The organism is uncultured Psychroserpens sp. (assembly GCF_947492715.1).
In the GTDB taxonomy this organism is placed as follows: Bacteria; Bacteroidota; Bacteroidia; order Flavobacteriales; family Flavobacteriaceae; genus Psychroserpens.
Genome location: NZ_CANLNS010000001.1, coordinates 83,524 through 97,608, shown reverse-complemented (window position 1 = coordinate 97,608; position 14,085 = coordinate 83,524). Strand labels below are relative to the sequence as shown.

At 35.7% G+C, this 14,085-nt stretch carries 18 protein-coding genes; 14 read left to right on the top strand and 4 right to left on the bottom strand.

The window, feature by feature from the left end; genetic code table 11:
• Window positions 1–58: 58 nt before the first annotated feature.
• Complete coding sequence (gene nadE, locus Q0787_RS00470) at window positions 59–847, bottom strand: NAD(+) synthase (protein ID WP_298900219.1); 789 nt, start codon at window positions 845–847, stop codon at window positions 59–61.
• A 105-nt stretch (window positions 848–952) separates the two neighbouring features.
• Here nadE and gldB point away from each other — a divergent pair, with 105 nt between their 5' ends.
• Together gldB and gldC are read left to right on the top strand one after the other, a co-directional pair.
• Window positions 953–1,912, top strand: coding sequence for a gliding motility lipoprotein GldB (gldB, locus tag Q0787_RS00465; protein ID WP_298900218.1), 960 nt, complete (start codon window positions 953–955; stop codon window positions 1,910–1,912).
• On the top strand, window positions 1,912–2,250 hold the full coding sequence (gene gldC, locus Q0787_RS00460) for a gliding motility protein GldC (protein WP_298900217.1): 339 nt from the start codon (window positions 1,912–1,914) through the stop codon (window positions 2,248–2,250). The genes gldB and gldC overlap by 1 nt, the downstream gene beginning before the upstream one ends.
• Here gldC and Q0787_RS00455 read toward each other — a convergent pair.
• Entirely contained in the window at window positions 2,237–2,431 is a 195-nt protein-coding gene (locus Q0787_RS00455) for a hypothetical protein (protein ID WP_298900216.1), read from the bottom strand. The genes gldC and Q0787_RS00455 overlap by 14 nt on opposite strands.
• Window positions 2,432–2,565: 134 nt before the next feature.
• Here Q0787_RS00455 and Q0787_RS00450 point away from each other — a divergent pair, with 134 nt between their 5' ends.
• On the top strand, window positions 2,566–3,180 hold the full coding sequence (locus Q0787_RS00450; RefSeq protein WP_298900215.1) for a DUF4230 domain-containing protein: 615 nt from the start codon (window positions 2,566–2,568) through the stop codon (window positions 3,178–3,180).
• On the opposite strand, the gene Q0787_RS00445 is transcribed toward Q0787_RS00450, so the two are convergent.
• Window positions 3,175–3,480: a rhodanese-like domain-containing protein gene (locus Q0787_RS00445; protein WP_298900214.1), complete on the bottom strand. Its 306-nt coding sequence runs from the start codon at window positions 3,478–3,480 to the stop codon at window positions 3,175–3,177. The genes Q0787_RS00450 and Q0787_RS00445 overlap by 6 nt on opposite strands.
• Window positions 3,481–3,490: 10 nt before the next feature.
• Window positions 3,491–5,236: an aromatic amino acid hydroxylase gene (locus Q0787_RS00440; RefSeq protein ID WP_298900213.1), complete on the bottom strand. Its 1,746-nt coding sequence runs from the start codon at window positions 5,234–5,236 to the stop codon at window positions 3,491–3,493.
• 115 nt (window positions 5,237–5,351) lie between these two features.
• On the opposite strand from Q0787_RS00440, the gene Q0787_RS00435 reads away from it, so the two are divergent.
• The 11 genes from Q0787_RS00435 (at window position 5,352) to pcaF (ending at window position 13,985) form a co-directional block, all read left to right on the top strand.
• A complete protein-coding gene (locus Q0787_RS00435; protein WP_298900212.1) occupies window positions 5,352–5,921 on the top strand; it encodes a TetR/AcrR family transcriptional regulator in 570 nt (189 codons plus the stop codon).
• 69 nt (window positions 5,922–5,990) lie between these two features.
• Window positions 5,991–7,064, top strand: coding sequence for a 2Fe-2S iron-sulfur cluster-binding protein (locus Q0787_RS00430; RefSeq protein ID WP_298900211.1), 1,074 nt, complete (start codon window positions 5,991–5,993; stop codon window positions 7,062–7,064).
• Between the two features lie 71 nt (window positions 7,065–7,135).
• Window positions 7,136–8,092 (top strand): 1,2-phenylacetyl-CoA epoxidase subunit PaaA, encoded by a 957-nt coding sequence (gene paaA, locus Q0787_RS00425; RefSeq protein WP_298900210.1) that lies wholly within the window; start codon window positions 7,136–7,138, stop codon window positions 8,090–8,092.
• A 10-nt stretch (window positions 8,093–8,102) separates the two neighbouring features.
• The gene (gene paaB, locus Q0787_RS00420) at window positions 8,103–8,390 is read left to right on the top strand and encodes a 1,2-phenylacetyl-CoA epoxidase subunit PaaB (protein WP_298900209.1); all 288 of its coding nucleotides are present in this window, start codon (window positions 8,103–8,105) and stop codon (window positions 8,388–8,390) included.
• Window positions 8,390–9,145: a 1,2-phenylacetyl-CoA epoxidase subunit PaaC gene (paaC, locus tag Q0787_RS00415; RefSeq protein WP_298900208.1), complete on the top strand. Its 756-nt coding sequence runs from the start codon at window positions 8,390–8,392 to the stop codon at window positions 9,143–9,145. Before paaB ends, paaC begins: the two co-directional genes overlap by 1 nt.
• 54 nt (window positions 9,146–9,199) lie before the next feature.
• Entirely contained in the window at window positions 9,200–9,700 is a 501-nt protein-coding gene (gene paaD, locus Q0787_RS00410) for a 1,2-phenylacetyl-CoA epoxidase subunit PaaD (RefSeq protein ID WP_298900207.1), read from the top strand.
• 110 nt (window positions 9,701–9,810) lie between these two features.
• Window positions 9,811–10,596: an enoyl-CoA hydratase-related protein gene (locus Q0787_RS00405; RefSeq protein WP_298900206.1), complete on the top strand. Its 786-nt coding sequence runs from the start codon at window positions 9,811–9,813 to the stop codon at window positions 10,594–10,596.
• Window positions 10,597–10,598: 2 nt separating this feature from the next.
• Window positions 10,599–11,753: a 3-hydroxyacyl-CoA dehydrogenase NAD-binding domain-containing protein gene (locus Q0787_RS00400; RefSeq protein WP_298900204.1), complete on the top strand. Its 1,155-nt coding sequence runs from the start codon at window positions 10,599–10,601 to the stop codon at window positions 11,751–11,753.
• 92 nt (window positions 11,754–11,845) lie between these two features.
• On the top strand, window positions 11,846–12,256 hold the full coding sequence (locus Q0787_RS00395) for a PaaI family thioesterase (protein ID WP_298900202.1): 411 nt from the start codon (window positions 11,846–11,848) through the stop codon (window positions 12,254–12,256).
• The gene (locus Q0787_RS00390) at window positions 12,249–12,770 is read left to right on the top strand and encodes a hypothetical protein (RefSeq protein ID WP_298900201.1); all 522 of its coding nucleotides are present in this window, start codon (window positions 12,249–12,251) and stop codon (window positions 12,768–12,770) included. Before Q0787_RS00395 ends, Q0787_RS00390 begins: the two co-directional genes overlap by 8 nt.
• 6 nt (window positions 12,771–12,776) lie before the next feature.
• Window positions 12,777–13,985, top strand: coding sequence for a 3-oxoadipyl-CoA thiolase (gene pcaF / locus Q0787_RS00385; protein WP_298900200.1), 1,209 nt, complete (start codon window positions 12,777–12,779; stop codon window positions 13,983–13,985).
• Window positions 13,986–14,085: the final 100 nt, after the last annotated feature.

Below are 14,085 nucleotides of genomic sequence, written 5' to 3'. Positions count from 1 at the left end.
ATGCAAAATTAATAAAAAAATCAACATAACCGCCGTTTGTTAACAGAAAATCCAGTAATTATTTCAATTCGTTAGGAATTTCGCAAATGGGAATAGGGATCATTTTGTGTGTATTTGAGCGATTATATCTCATAAATATTTGAAACACTTGCTTTTGGCGTCCTTCAAAATCGTTTTCGGTTTTGCCTTCATCCTTCATTTTCATGGCCCATTCTAATTCTGGATAAGAAGCTCCAATTTGGTCTTCATCACTCCTTGCATCACCAAAAAGACCATCACTTGGTGCTGCTTTCATGATCGATTCGGGTACTTGTAAATGTTCACCAATGGCATAAACTTCAGATTTTAACAAGTCGGCAATCGGACTTAAATCTACGCCGCCATCGCCATATTTTGTATAAAAACCTACACCGAAATCTTCTACTTTATTCCCAGTTCCCGCAACTAATAGCCCTAAAAGTCCTGCGTGATAATATAATGTGGTCATGCGTAACCTTGCTCTAGTATTGGCTAAGGCCATATCAACAGTTGCTTGCTTTCCGCTAAGTGAAACTTCAGTTTTAAATTCTTCAAAAACAGGCGTTAAATCAACCCTCGAATCTTTAACATTTGGAAAACGTCTTTTTAGTTGCTCAATATGTTCCTGAGCGCGATTTACATGGCTTTCCGCTTGATGAATTGGCATTTCAATACATAATAAATCTAAACCCGTTTTTGCACAAAGTGTAGACGTAACGGCAGAGTCTATTCCGCCAGAAATCCCAATGACAAATCCATTTACCTTAGCATTTGTTGTGTAATCTTTAAGCCAATTTACAATATGGTCAACAACTTTTTCTGTTTGCATTTTAGTGAGTTTTTTATGTAATAATAGTACCTTTGCGTAACAAAAATAACGTAATCACGTTAGTAATAAAAATTTACTAATATTAAGTTATCGTTAATATAACCCATGAAACAATTTGTCTTATTTACCCTTCTATGTGTTAGTGTTTTTAGTTGTAAAAATGAGGACGCCGTAGAAAACGAAATTTCTAAAATTGAAACCGACTTTATTGTAGAGCGATTTGATCGCGCATTTGCCGAGGTAAAACCCGAAGGTTTGTCTGATTTAAAAAAGGCCTTCCCTTTTTTGTTTTACAACCGAATTCCAGATTCTCTGTGGGTTGAAAGAATGCAAGATTCTAATCAGATTATGTTGAATAATGAAACCGATAAAATTTTTGAAGATTTCAAAAATGAAACCCATGAGATCGAACAGCTATTTCAGCATTTAAAATATTATGATAAAAGTTTTACCGAACCGAGAATAGTCACATTGACCAATTTTGTAGATTATAGAAACAAGTTAGCAGTTACAGATACTGTTGCTGTTATTGCAATAGATAATTACTTAGGGAATGACCATGAAGTGTATTCAGGTATCCCTGTTTTTTTATCTCAAAACATGAAACCTTCGCAGATTGTTGTTGATTTGGCTAAAGCGTATAGTGAACGACAGATTTTTCAATCCAGAAAAAAGACGCTACTAGATGAAATGGTATATTTTGGGAAACAACTCTACTTTAAAGATAAAATGATCCCCTTTAAAACCGATGCTGAAAAAATAGGTTATACTCCAGAACAGCTAGAGTTTGCTCGGTTAAATGAAGGTGTAATTTGGACAGAATTTGTTGAAAAGGAAATGTTGTATAATACAGATAGCAGTTTGCCTGCTAGATTTATTGCAGACGCCCCATTTTCGAAATTTTACTTAGAGCTCGATAGCAAAACACCTGGCAGACTTGGACAATATATGGGATGGCAAATTGTAAGAGCTTATATGAAAAATAATGATGTGTCATTACAAGAAATGTTGCAAACAGATGCCAATGAGATATTTAATAAATCTAATTATAAACCACCAAAATAATGGCAGAAAACCATACTTCAAAAATAGAACTTAGTGTAGAACTTGACGAAAACAGAGTCCCTGAAAAACTGCAATGGACAGCAGAAGATGGTGGGATATCTAACGAAGAAGCTAAAGCTATGATGCTCGCAGTCTGGGATGCAAAGGCTAAGGAAACCTTACGTATAGATTTGTGGACAAAAGACATGCCTGTTGATGAAATGAAACAATTTTTTCATCAAACTCTTGTGGAAATGAGCAATACATTCTACAGAGCAACGCAAGACGAAAAAATGACAGCTACAATGAAAGATTTTTGTGATTACTTTGCTGAAAAGTTAGAACTTAAAAAGGAGTAGCATTTTTATTGATAATGTAATTCAAATCATATTCATATTCGGTTTCAAAAACGTAGTCTGAGAACGTTGCTGTAACACTACTTAGTAATTTGTCTGATGTAGTTGGATTAAGGTTGTTCTCTGTAGATGCTGGAGAACAAGAAACTAATACATATAAAAAGACGATTGCAAGTCGATTCATAGTAAGTTGGTTTGTATAATTAACTTACCAATGATCCATTTATTGTTCTTATAGCAAGTGATTTAGACAATATTGTAATCTCGATATCATATTTGCGTCAACATTTCATACTCATATTTTAATTATATTAGCATATGCGAAAAATAATATTCGGCGTTATTATTACCTTAATTATACTCTTTACTTTTAAGTACTGCAGTGATAAGCGGCAAGATGAAATCGTACTTCAAGAGCACACAGCGCTTATAAAAGAACAGGTTAAAAATGTTGGTAAACTTGTAGTTACCGAAGGACATTTTAGTGAAGTATTTACCTATAAAAATTCTAAAGCGGTTTTTGCCGATTTATTAGAAGCAAAAAAGCAGGCTATAGTAATTGTTAATGCAGATGTAACGATTGCTTATGATTTGAGTCTTGTGAATTACGAGATCGATGAGCTGTCTAAAACATTAAGAATAACGAGTATTCCCAAAGAAGAAATAAAAATTAATCCAGATTTTGAATACTACGATATTCAGGCGGATTTTCTAAATCAATTTGAAGCCAAAGATTATAATGACATTAAGGAAACGGTAAAAAAATCGTTGATGAAAAAAGTTGAAGCCTCAGAATTAAAATCTAATGCCCAAAACAGGTTGATTAGTGAATTGGCTAAATTTTATATTCTCACTAGTTCTTTAGGATGGACCCTACAATATAATGAAAATCCAATAGACTCTTCCGAAGAGTTATTAGATATTAAGTTATAATTTATATTGAACACTTACCCAGCCACCTCCATTAATTGCATCAATATTATTAAGGTTTAAATATTTTGCAGCTTTTGCAGAACGCACACCACTTTCACAGCAAGCAATTATTGGTTTGTTAAGGTTTTTTACTTCTTTAACTCTCGCATTTAATTCATTCAACGGAATATGAACAGAATTTTCAATATGTCCTTTGTCCCATTCACGCTGTGTTCTAACATCTAAAACAATAGCTCCATTTTTTATGTAACGCTCAACTTGACGCTTTTTAGCTCCAAAAATAAATCCTAATAATCCCATGGCATAAAGTTTAATTTGTAATTAATTCTAATCCATTTGTGATTAAGTGTGCAACGTTTGGTCGTTTCAGCTTTAAATGTTCCAAACGGTTTAAAATATTTTTACTAAAATCTTTGTCGTAACGATATGCTAATTCATACAATTCTAATGCTAAAAGCCAATCATCATTATGATTATCGGTTAAGGTTTTAAAAATAGTTTTGACACGCTCTTCGTCGTAATTTGATTGCCTTATATCACTCGTGTTCTTATAAAGTGACTCGAGTTCTAAAGTGCTACTGTCTTTAAGTTTTCGCACTGTTTTAGTTTCTGATACATGATATAGATTGTCAAAAGATCTGTAGTCTGCCGCACCAGCAAATGCAGAAATTATTGATGATCCTACCGCCAATTTGAAAGTTCCTTGGTTCGGAGAGAATAAAACCCTGTCTTTATATGTTACCGTACAATCTTCAAACTCTATAAGAATTAATTTTCCAAATACATTTCTAATACCAGTTACATTTAAACCTTCAATTGTAATGCCGCTTTCGTATTCAATGGCAATCCTTTTTCCGTCGTAAAAATTATAAGCCTTTAAATCTCTAGGCCTCATGTCTTCAATAGCTAAGCTAATACCTTTAAGTTTTCCAATTGGAGAACTAAATCCATTCGGATTGGCTTGTGCGCCATGACCTATAAGTTCTTTTTCTCTATTAGCCAAAGCAGTTGGGCCTTCGGTTTTAAAGAATACGACGTTATTGTCCTCGTCGGTAATCATTTCGGTAAAAACACCAGAAATTTGCAATCCTGTATTTAATTCTATACTACCAATTTTTCTAGAATCTATAAGTTTTTGTAAACCTCGAAATCCGCCCTTTCTTAATGCCATGGTACTAGAAAATTCTTCAAGCACCTCCATGAGGTAAGCAAAATCTGGAGTTACAAAGAGTTGTGGTTGAGGTTTGGTAATATCAAATTCTATGTCGGCTGCATCAATGCTATATAACCGCTTTTCAACTTGGTCGGTCATACACCATTTACTTTCTCCAATAGATGATAATAGCCCAGCGCCATAAATTTTAGGATTTTCGATAGTGCCTATAAGTCCATATTCAACAGTCCACCAATGTAAGTTTCTAATTTTTGCAATTTCAGAAAGCGGTACTTTTTTATGCTGAAGTTCTTGTACTAAGGCTTCGGCATTTTTAATGGCTTCAGATGTTGATGTTGGAGATTCTTTTAAAATAGAAAGTGATCGAACAGCTTCATACATTTCATTGTCATGTGCAGATAAAATAGCCTTCGCTCCAATTTCACCAAAACGCCTTAAATATTCAGCATAATCGGGGTTGGCAATAATAGGGGCGTGCCCAGCCGCTTCATGAATAATATCTGGAGCAGGTGTGTATTCAATATGTTCTAATTGCCTGATATCTGAGGCAATCACCAAAACTTTATAAGCCTGAAACTCCATAAAAGCGTTTGGGGGAATAAAGCCATCAACAGCAACAGCGGCCCAACCTATATCTTTTAAAATACGATTCATGCCATACATACTTGGTATAGTTTCAATAGAAATACCAGTCATATCTAGCCCTTTTAAGTATGAGTGGTGGGCCACCTTACTTAAATAAGATACATTTTTCCGCATGACATAGCGCCAAACCGCTTGATTAATAGGAGAGTAATCATCATAGTCTTGAGGCTTAATAAACTGCTTTAAGTGAGGAGGTAATCTGTCAATTAACGGATTGGTTTCTATTGCTCTATTCATAGTTTATTTAAGTGCATTTTTCTTTAAAACCTTACAAAGTTATGAATTAAAAAATGGCTGTTTAGATTGATTAACATAATGTTTTAGTTTAAATTGAATATGTATATTAGTGCCAATGAAATCAGAAACGCGTAAGGACGAAATCATAAATACGGCAGCTAAACTTTTTAAGGATAAAGGCTATAGCGCAGTGACGATGAGGGATTTGGCTACAGCCATGGGAATAAAAGCTGCTAGTCTTTATAATCATATTAACTCAAAACAAGATATTCTTAAAGAGATTATCATTGATATCGCCGAAGCCTTTACAAATGGTATGAGCATTATTATTGCATCGGAGGTTTCGAATATCTCTAAACTTAAGCAAGTGGTCGCCTTACATGTTAATATTACAGCTAGTAATACAAATGGTATGGCCTCTTTAAATAATGACTGGATGCATCTTGAGGATCAATTGGATTACTATTTAAAATTAAGAAATGAGTACGAAAATAATTTTTTAAAAATTATTGAAGAAGGTATTTCTACTGCCGAAATAAAACAAACCAATGCCGAAGTTATAATGTTCTCTATGTTGTCTACTTTGCGTTCACTCTATTTATGGATACCTAAAAAAGAAGATCTTAATGCCGATGATTTGGCTAATAATTTAAGTGAAGTTCTCATAGAAGGAATTAACGTCTAATTAAGAATAATATTTTGTATCTTTGTTCACCAAACTAACAAGTGTTAGTTAAATGTTTAAGGTATACACATGGCAGAATTTCATAACTTAAAAGTTGCAGATATTTATAAGGAAACCGAAGATACTTCGGTAGTATCATTTGATATTCCTTTAGAATTACAAGATAATTTTAAATTTAGACAAGGCCAGCATTTAACGCTTAAGGCAGATATAAACGGCGAAGATGTTCGTCGTTCGTACTCATTGTGTTCGAGTCCAAGTGAAAATCAGTGGAAAGTAGCCGTGAAGCAAATTCCTGGTGGTAAATTTTCTACCTATATTAATACTGAAATAAAGAAGGGCGATTACCTCGAGGTTATGACGCCAAGCGGAACGTTTGGGGTCTCTGTAATGCCTGAGCATTCAAAAAACTATCTGTTTTTTGCGGCAGGAAGTGGAATCACGCCGGTGTTATCAATGATAAAAGCCCACCTGGCTCAAGAACCAAACTCAACTTGTAAGCTGTTTTATGTGAATAAAACGGCAAAATCTATTATCTTTAAAGAAGAACTAGAGCAACTTCGAAACACCTATTTTGGAAGACTAGAAATCTATTACTTCCTAACTAAAGAACGTAGAGATATTGAGCTTTTTAATGGAAGATTTGACGACGACAAAATGGAAGTCCTAACCAAAACTTTCATCGACATTCCTGATACAAGTGAGGTTTTTCTCTGCGGTCCAGAGCAAATGGTGAATTATGTTAGTGACTATTTAATTAATAAGGGATTGCCAAAAGAATTAGTGCATTTCGAGTTATTTGTTACAGGTCTATCAGAAGAAGATATTAAAAGAGCTGAACGTTTGGCAAAACAAAACGTTGAAGGTGTTGAAATAACAATTGTAGATGGTGGAAAAGAATTTGCATTTACAATGACTAAGGAATATGATAATATTTTAGATGCTGCTTTAGGTGCAGGGGCCGATTTGCCTTTTGCTTGTAAAGGTGGTGTTTGTAGTACATGTAAGTGCGAAGTGATAGAAGGAGCAGTTGAAATGAAAATTAATTATGCCTTAGATGATAAGGAGGTAGCTCAAAACTTAGTGTTAAGCTGCCAAGCCGTGCCAACAACAGAAAAAGTAGTAGTAGATTTTGATGTATGATTTTTAAAGACTATACCATCAAACCAACCATATAATGAAAAAGAAAATTTAGTCACCAAAAACTTAAAGTTATGAGTGAAGAACAAATTAAAAATCTCGAAAAACAATTTGACGAGCGTATCGCCAGAGATGAGAAAATCGAGCCTAAAGATTGGATGCCAGAGAAGTATCGTAAAACGCATATTCGACAAATGTCACAACATGCACATTCTGAGATTATAGGAATGCTTCCTGAAGGTAACTGGATTACAAGAGCACCTTCGTTACGACGTAAAGTGGCGTTACTGGCAAAAGTACAGGATGAAGCTGGTCATGGATTGTACCTCTATTCCGCTACTGAGACCTTAGGTATTTCAAGAGATGAACTCTACGAACAATTGCATACAGGCAAAGCCAAGTATTCTAGTATTTTTAATTATCCAACATTAACTTGGGCAGATATGGGTGCTATTGGTTGGTTGGTTGATGGAGCAGCCATCATTAATCAGGTGCCATTGTGTAATACATCTTATGGTCCTTATGCAAGGGCAATGATTCGTGTATGTAAAGAAGAGAGTTTTCACCAAAGACAGGGTTATGAAATCATGATCAAATTGGCTAATGGAACTCCAGAACAAAAGGAAATGGCTCAAGATGCTCTAAATCGTTGGTGGTGGCCCAGTCTTATGATGTTAGGTCCAACAGATGATAAATCGGTACATACAGCACAGTCAATGAAATGGAAACTTAAACGTAAAACCAATGACGAATTGCGTCAGCAGTTTATAGATCAAACAGTGCCTCAAGCCGATTTAATTGGTTTAACAGTTCCAGACCCAGATTTAAAATGGAATGAAGAACGACAAAGCTATGATTTCGGAGCAATTGATTGGGATGAATTCTGGCAAGTTGTAAAAGGTCATGGACCAATGAATAAAGAAAGAATGAAAGCAAGAGTGGGCGCTTGGGAACGTGGAGAGTGGGTTCGTGATGCTGCCATGGCTCACGCAAAAAAGAAACAAGAAAGAAAAGAAAAACAAGCAGTTTAAAACTATAGTTATGTCAACAAAAAACTGGCCTCTTTGGGAAATCTTCGTAAGAAGTAAAAACGGATTAGAACACAGACATTTTGGAAGCCTTCATGCTGCAGATGCAGAGATGGCATTAGAAAACGCCCGTGACGTCTACACTAGACGAAATGAAGGTGTAAGTATTTGGGTTGTAGAATCAAAGAATATTACAGCTTCAAATCCCGAAAATAATGGTGAGCTGTTCGAACCAGCACAAGATAAAGTATATCGTCACCCAACATTTTATGATTTACCAGACGAAGTAAAACACATGTAATGAAAAACGAAAATTTATATAATTATATTCTTGGTATCGCAGATAATAGTCTTATCCTAGGACAACGTATGGGAGAACTCTGCGGTCATGGGCCAAATTTAGAAACTGATATTGCTTGTACAAATATTTCTCTAGATTTATTCGGACAAGTACGTAGCTATTTTCAATATGCTGCGAAAATAGCAGGAGATGAACGTAGTGAGGACGATATCGCCATGCTTCGCAAAGAACGTGAGTATAAAAATGTGTTGTTGGTTGAACAACCTAATACCAATTTTGCTTATACGTTAGGACGTCAATTTTTATTTGATGTTTATCATCTAGCATTTTTAAAAGAACTCCAAAAAAGTACAGATTTGACACTTTCGGCCATTGCCAATAAATGTGTTAAAGAAGTAAGTTATCACGAACGCTTTTCCTCAGATTGGATAAAACGCTTAGGTGATGGTACCGAAGAAAGCAATGCAAAAATGCAAGAAGCTATTAATGATTTATGGACATATACCGATGAGTTATTTCATCAAACAAATGCAGACAAAGCAATGCTTGCTGAAGGAATTGGTGTTGATGTGACAAAACTAAAAGAAGATTACTATAACAGAGTGAATGCTGTTTTAGAAGTAGCAACACTCAATACTCCAGAATCAAAATGGTTTCAAAAAGGAGGGAAAGAAGGTATACATACAGAACATCTGGGATATCTATTAAGTGATTTGCAATATATGCAAAGAACCTATCCAAATATGGAATGGTAATACACCTTTGATTGACAATTCCACGGTTTGTTGCGGAATATCATCAAAATAATTATGACAACCACAGAGCAAAATATAGACAAAAAGTTAATCGCAATATTAGAACAGGTGTCTGATCCAGAAATCCCTGTATTGTCTATTATGGATATGGGTGTCGTTCGCTCTGCAATCATCTCAGATGGTGTTGTACAGGTCGAAATTACACCAACTTATAGTGGTTGTCCAGCAATGGATGTTATTGGTGATGACATCAAAAAAGCATTACTAGATGCAGGTTACAAATCTCAAGTTGAGTTGATTTTGTACCCAGCGTGGACTACAGATTGGATTACTCCAAGAGGTAGGCAAGCACTAGAAAAATATGGAATTGCCGCTCCTTTAGAAGCTCAAGCAGATAAAGATGTGTTGCTCCATGGAAAACGAATGGTTAAATGCACCAATTGTGGTTCACAAAACACACGATTGGTAAGTCAATTTGGTTCAACCGCATGTAAGGCACAATTTCAATGTGATGACTGTCAAGAACCATTCGACTATTTTAAATGTTTAAAATAAATATAGCGTTACCCAAAGGGTCAGGCTCTCGGCAGTCGCTTCCCGATAATTATCGGGAGAGCTCCAACAAAGCCTCCATCCTTAACGCAAATTGAGATAAAATAATAGGTATGAGCAATAATTCAATACAATTAAGAATTGAAAACAAGGTCGCGTATATAACGCTCAATAGACCTGAAGTATTTAATAGTTTCAATCGTGAAATGGCATTAAATCTTCAATCTATAATGGATGATTGTGAATCTAATGATGAGGTCAGGGCCATGGTGCTTACAGGAAACGGTAAAGCATTTTGTGCAGGTCAAGATTTGAAAGAAGTCACAGATCCAGAATTAAACCCAGGATTTAAGAAAATTCTAGAAGAACATTATAACCCAATAATTACTAGAATCCGCGCCATTAAGAAACCTATTGTTGCTGCCGTAAATGGTGTAGCTGCTGGGGCAGGAGCTAATATTGCTTTAGCCTGTGATATTGTAGTGGCACATGAAAAAGTTAGCTTTATTCAGGCATTTAGCTTAATAGGGTTAGTTCCTGACAGCGCTGGAACCTTCTTTTTACCGAGATTAATAGGTTTTCAAAAGGCATCAGCTTTGGCAATGCTTGGAGATAAAGTTACTGCCGAAGAAGCAGAACGTTTAGGAATGATTTATAAAGTTATGCCTCTAGATAGTTTTGAAGATGAAGTAAACAAATTAGCCTACAAGTTAGCACACATGCCTACAAAGGCTTTAGGATTAATAAAGGAGTTATTTAATCAATCCATGAATAATAGCTTAAAAGATCAATTGGCACTCGAGTCTAAATTACAAATAGAAGCAGCGCAGAGTGACGATTATGCCGAAGGAGTTGCGGCATTTATAGAAAAAAGAAAACCAGAATTTAAAGGGAGATAAATATGAACGTAGGTATTATAGGTTCAGGAACCATGGGAAGTGGCATTGCTCAAGTAGCTGCTACTGCTGGTTGTAAGGTGAAATTGTACGATACTAATCAAAATGCTTTAGATAAAGCCAAGGCTGCTTTAGAAAAAATATTAAATCGTCTTATAGAAAAAGGACGAATCGATACCCTCGGAAAAGAGAGAATTCAAAATAACATCGCTTATGTGGATCGTTTAAAAGATTTAAGTGATTCAAACTTGACCATCGAAGCAATTATCGAAAACCTTGAGATTAAAAAGAAAGTGTTTTCAGAGTTAGAAACCTATGTGGCAGATGATTGTATTATTGCATCAAATACGTCAAGTTTGTCTATTGCATCTATTGCAGCATCATTACAAAAGCCAGAACGTTGTATAGGTATTCATTTCTTTAACCCAGCACCTTTAATGAAATTGGTAGAAGTGATTCCTGCAATCCAAACAGCAAAGAATGTTCTGGATATTTCAGTGAAAACTATTTCCGATTGGAAAAAAGTAGTTGCTGTGGCCAAAGATACCCCAGGATTTATAGTCAATAGAGTGGCAAGACCATTTTATGGTGAATCTTTGAGAATTTATGAAGAAGGAATTGCCGATTTTGCAACCATCGATTGGTCCTTAAAAACAATTGGCGGTTTTAGAATGGGGCCATTTGAATTAATGGATTTTATTGGTAATGATGTAAATTACACAGTTACCGAAACCGTATTTACCGCATTTTATTTCGACCCTAGATACAAGCCGGCATTTACTCAGAAACGTTTTGCCGAAGCTGGATATTTAGGACGTAAATCTGGAAAAGGTTACTATGACTATGCCGAAGGCGCTACTAAACCAGCGCCATTAGAAGATAAGGTTCTAGGACAACAAATATTTGATCGTGTATTGGTTATGCTTATCAATGAAGCAGCAGATGCCTTGTTTTTAAACATTGCGTCAGCGGAAGACATAGATAACGCCATGACTAAAGGTGTTAATTATCCTAAAGGTTTATTGGGATGGGCAGATGACAAAGGAATCAATTGGTGCGTGTCGAGATTAGATGCCCTATATAATGAGTATCATGAAGATAGATATAGATGCAGCCCATTGTTGAGAAAGATGAAGAGAGAACATAAAACATTTTTTTAGCGTCAGTTCGAGTGCGAAGTGTATCGAGAACAAGTGAGACTTCTTGATATAATTTTCTATTAAAATATCTCGAAGCAGTTAAATATTAAATTATGAAGGGAGAAGATATTCCACATAAAATGCTAAGTCAAGATGCCTACAGCCAATGGTTAGGTATTGAGATTTTAGAATGCGAAATTGGCCGATGCAAAGTTGCAATGACCATTCGTAAAGACATGCTCAATAGTATGAATAAGGCACATGGAGGTATTAGTTATTCTTTGGCTGATACCGCATTTGGTTTTGCCGCCAATACCCATGGGAAATATGCTGTATCTATTGAAACTAGTATTAATCACATCGAAGCCTTAGATGAAGGTGATTATTTAATCGCAGAATCTGTGATTGAAAAAGTAAATAATAAACTAGGCTTTAATATCATTGAAGTAAAACGCGAAAACGAATTAGTAGCCTTGTTTAAAGGCGTTGTATATAGAACTCAAAAAGATTGGACACATGATTAAATTAAACAAAAAGTACCTCATTGTAATTATTGCAATGTTATTTACAAGCATCGGATTCGCTCAAGAAGATGATGTTATTGAAGAAGAAATTGAGATTAAAGAAACTATAAATTCAATGTTTAGCTCTGTCATAGAGATGGATATTGATAAAAGTATATTTCCAATCACTCAAGGGAATACTCATTTTTCAGAAGATCAGAAATCAGGTATACTAGCAATGCTTGTACCCTCTTCTTTTGAAAATTTAGAAAAAGATTTAGAAAACGAACAATCTAAAGAAGGTATAAAAACACTCAGCAAAGGAGCGCTTAAAACAGATGGTAATCGCATTCTCTTTTTAAAACAATCAATGGATAGAGATGGGCAAACCTATTATATGTTCATCTTCGCTAAAGAGCATGCCAAAGATGCCACCATAATGGTAACTGCCTTTTATGAGGCGGAAAAGGATGAAGACTATAAAAAATACGCAGAAAAAGCTGCGAAATCAGCTAAACTTGTTGAAAAAGAATAAAATTATATGAAAGACGCATATATCATCGATGGTGTAAGAACACCAATTGGAAACTATAAAGGCACATTATCTGCTGTACGCACAGACGATTTGGGAGCCTTAGTCATCTCAGAAGTTGTTAAACGTAACCCAAACATTCCTAAAGAGGCTTATGACGATGTTATAATGGGATGTGCAAATCAGGCTGGAGAAGATAATCGTAATGTGGCAAGGATGTCATCATTATTGGCTGGATTACCGTTTACAGTTCCTGGAGAAACCGTAAATAGATTATGTAGCTCTGGTTTATCAGCTATCATACATGCCAATCGCGCTATAAAAGCAGGAGATGGAGACCTTTTTATTTCTGGAGGTGTTGAAAATATGACACGAGGACCATACGTTATTGCCAAACCATCTACAGGTTTTGGAGGTGATTCTAAAATGTACGATTCTACGTTTGGATGGCGTTTTATAAATCCAAAAATGCATAAGTTATATGGAACCGATGGTATGGGGAATACAGCCGAAAACCTCGTTGAAAAATATAATATTTCAAGAGAGGATCAAGATAAATTTGCATACTGGAGTCAAATGAAGGCAGCAAAAGCCCAAGAAAATGGACGTTTGGCAAAAGAAATCGTAACTGTAGAAATTCCGCAACGAAAAAAAGATCCTATTCAATTTTCCAAAGATGAATTTGTAAAACCAACGACCTCACTTGAAGTGCTTGGAAAATTACGAGCCGCTTTTAAAAAAGAAGGAGGAAGCGTTACTGCTGGGAATTCCTCAGGTTTAAACGATGGTGCTGCAGCAACAATAATTGCATCAGAGGATGCTGTTAAAACATATAACCTAAAGCCTCTGGCAAGAATTGTAAGTTCTGCAGTGGTTGGTGTAGAACCTAGAATTATGGGAATTGGTCCAGTACAAGCGTCTAATAAGGCTTTGGAAAAAGCAGGATTAACTATGGACGATATAGATATTATAGAGCTAAATGAAGCCTTTGCAGCGCAAGCGCTTGCATGTACGAGAGCATGGGGATTGGCAGATGACGATCCAAGATTAAACCCAAATGGAGGGTCAATTGCTATTGGTCACCCTCTTGGAGTTACAGGAGCAAGAATCGCTTATTCGGCAGCTTTAGAGTTACATGAGCAGCAAAAAAAGTACGCTCTAGTTACAATGTGTATTGGTGTTGGTCAAGGTTATGCTGCTATAATAGAACGTGTTTGATGTTGGGGTAATTTGGGCGTTACCACAAGGGTCGCGTTTTCACTACTCGCTCTCTTTGAGGAGCTCAAACAAACCGTTCAACCGCTAACGCAGTTGGGAC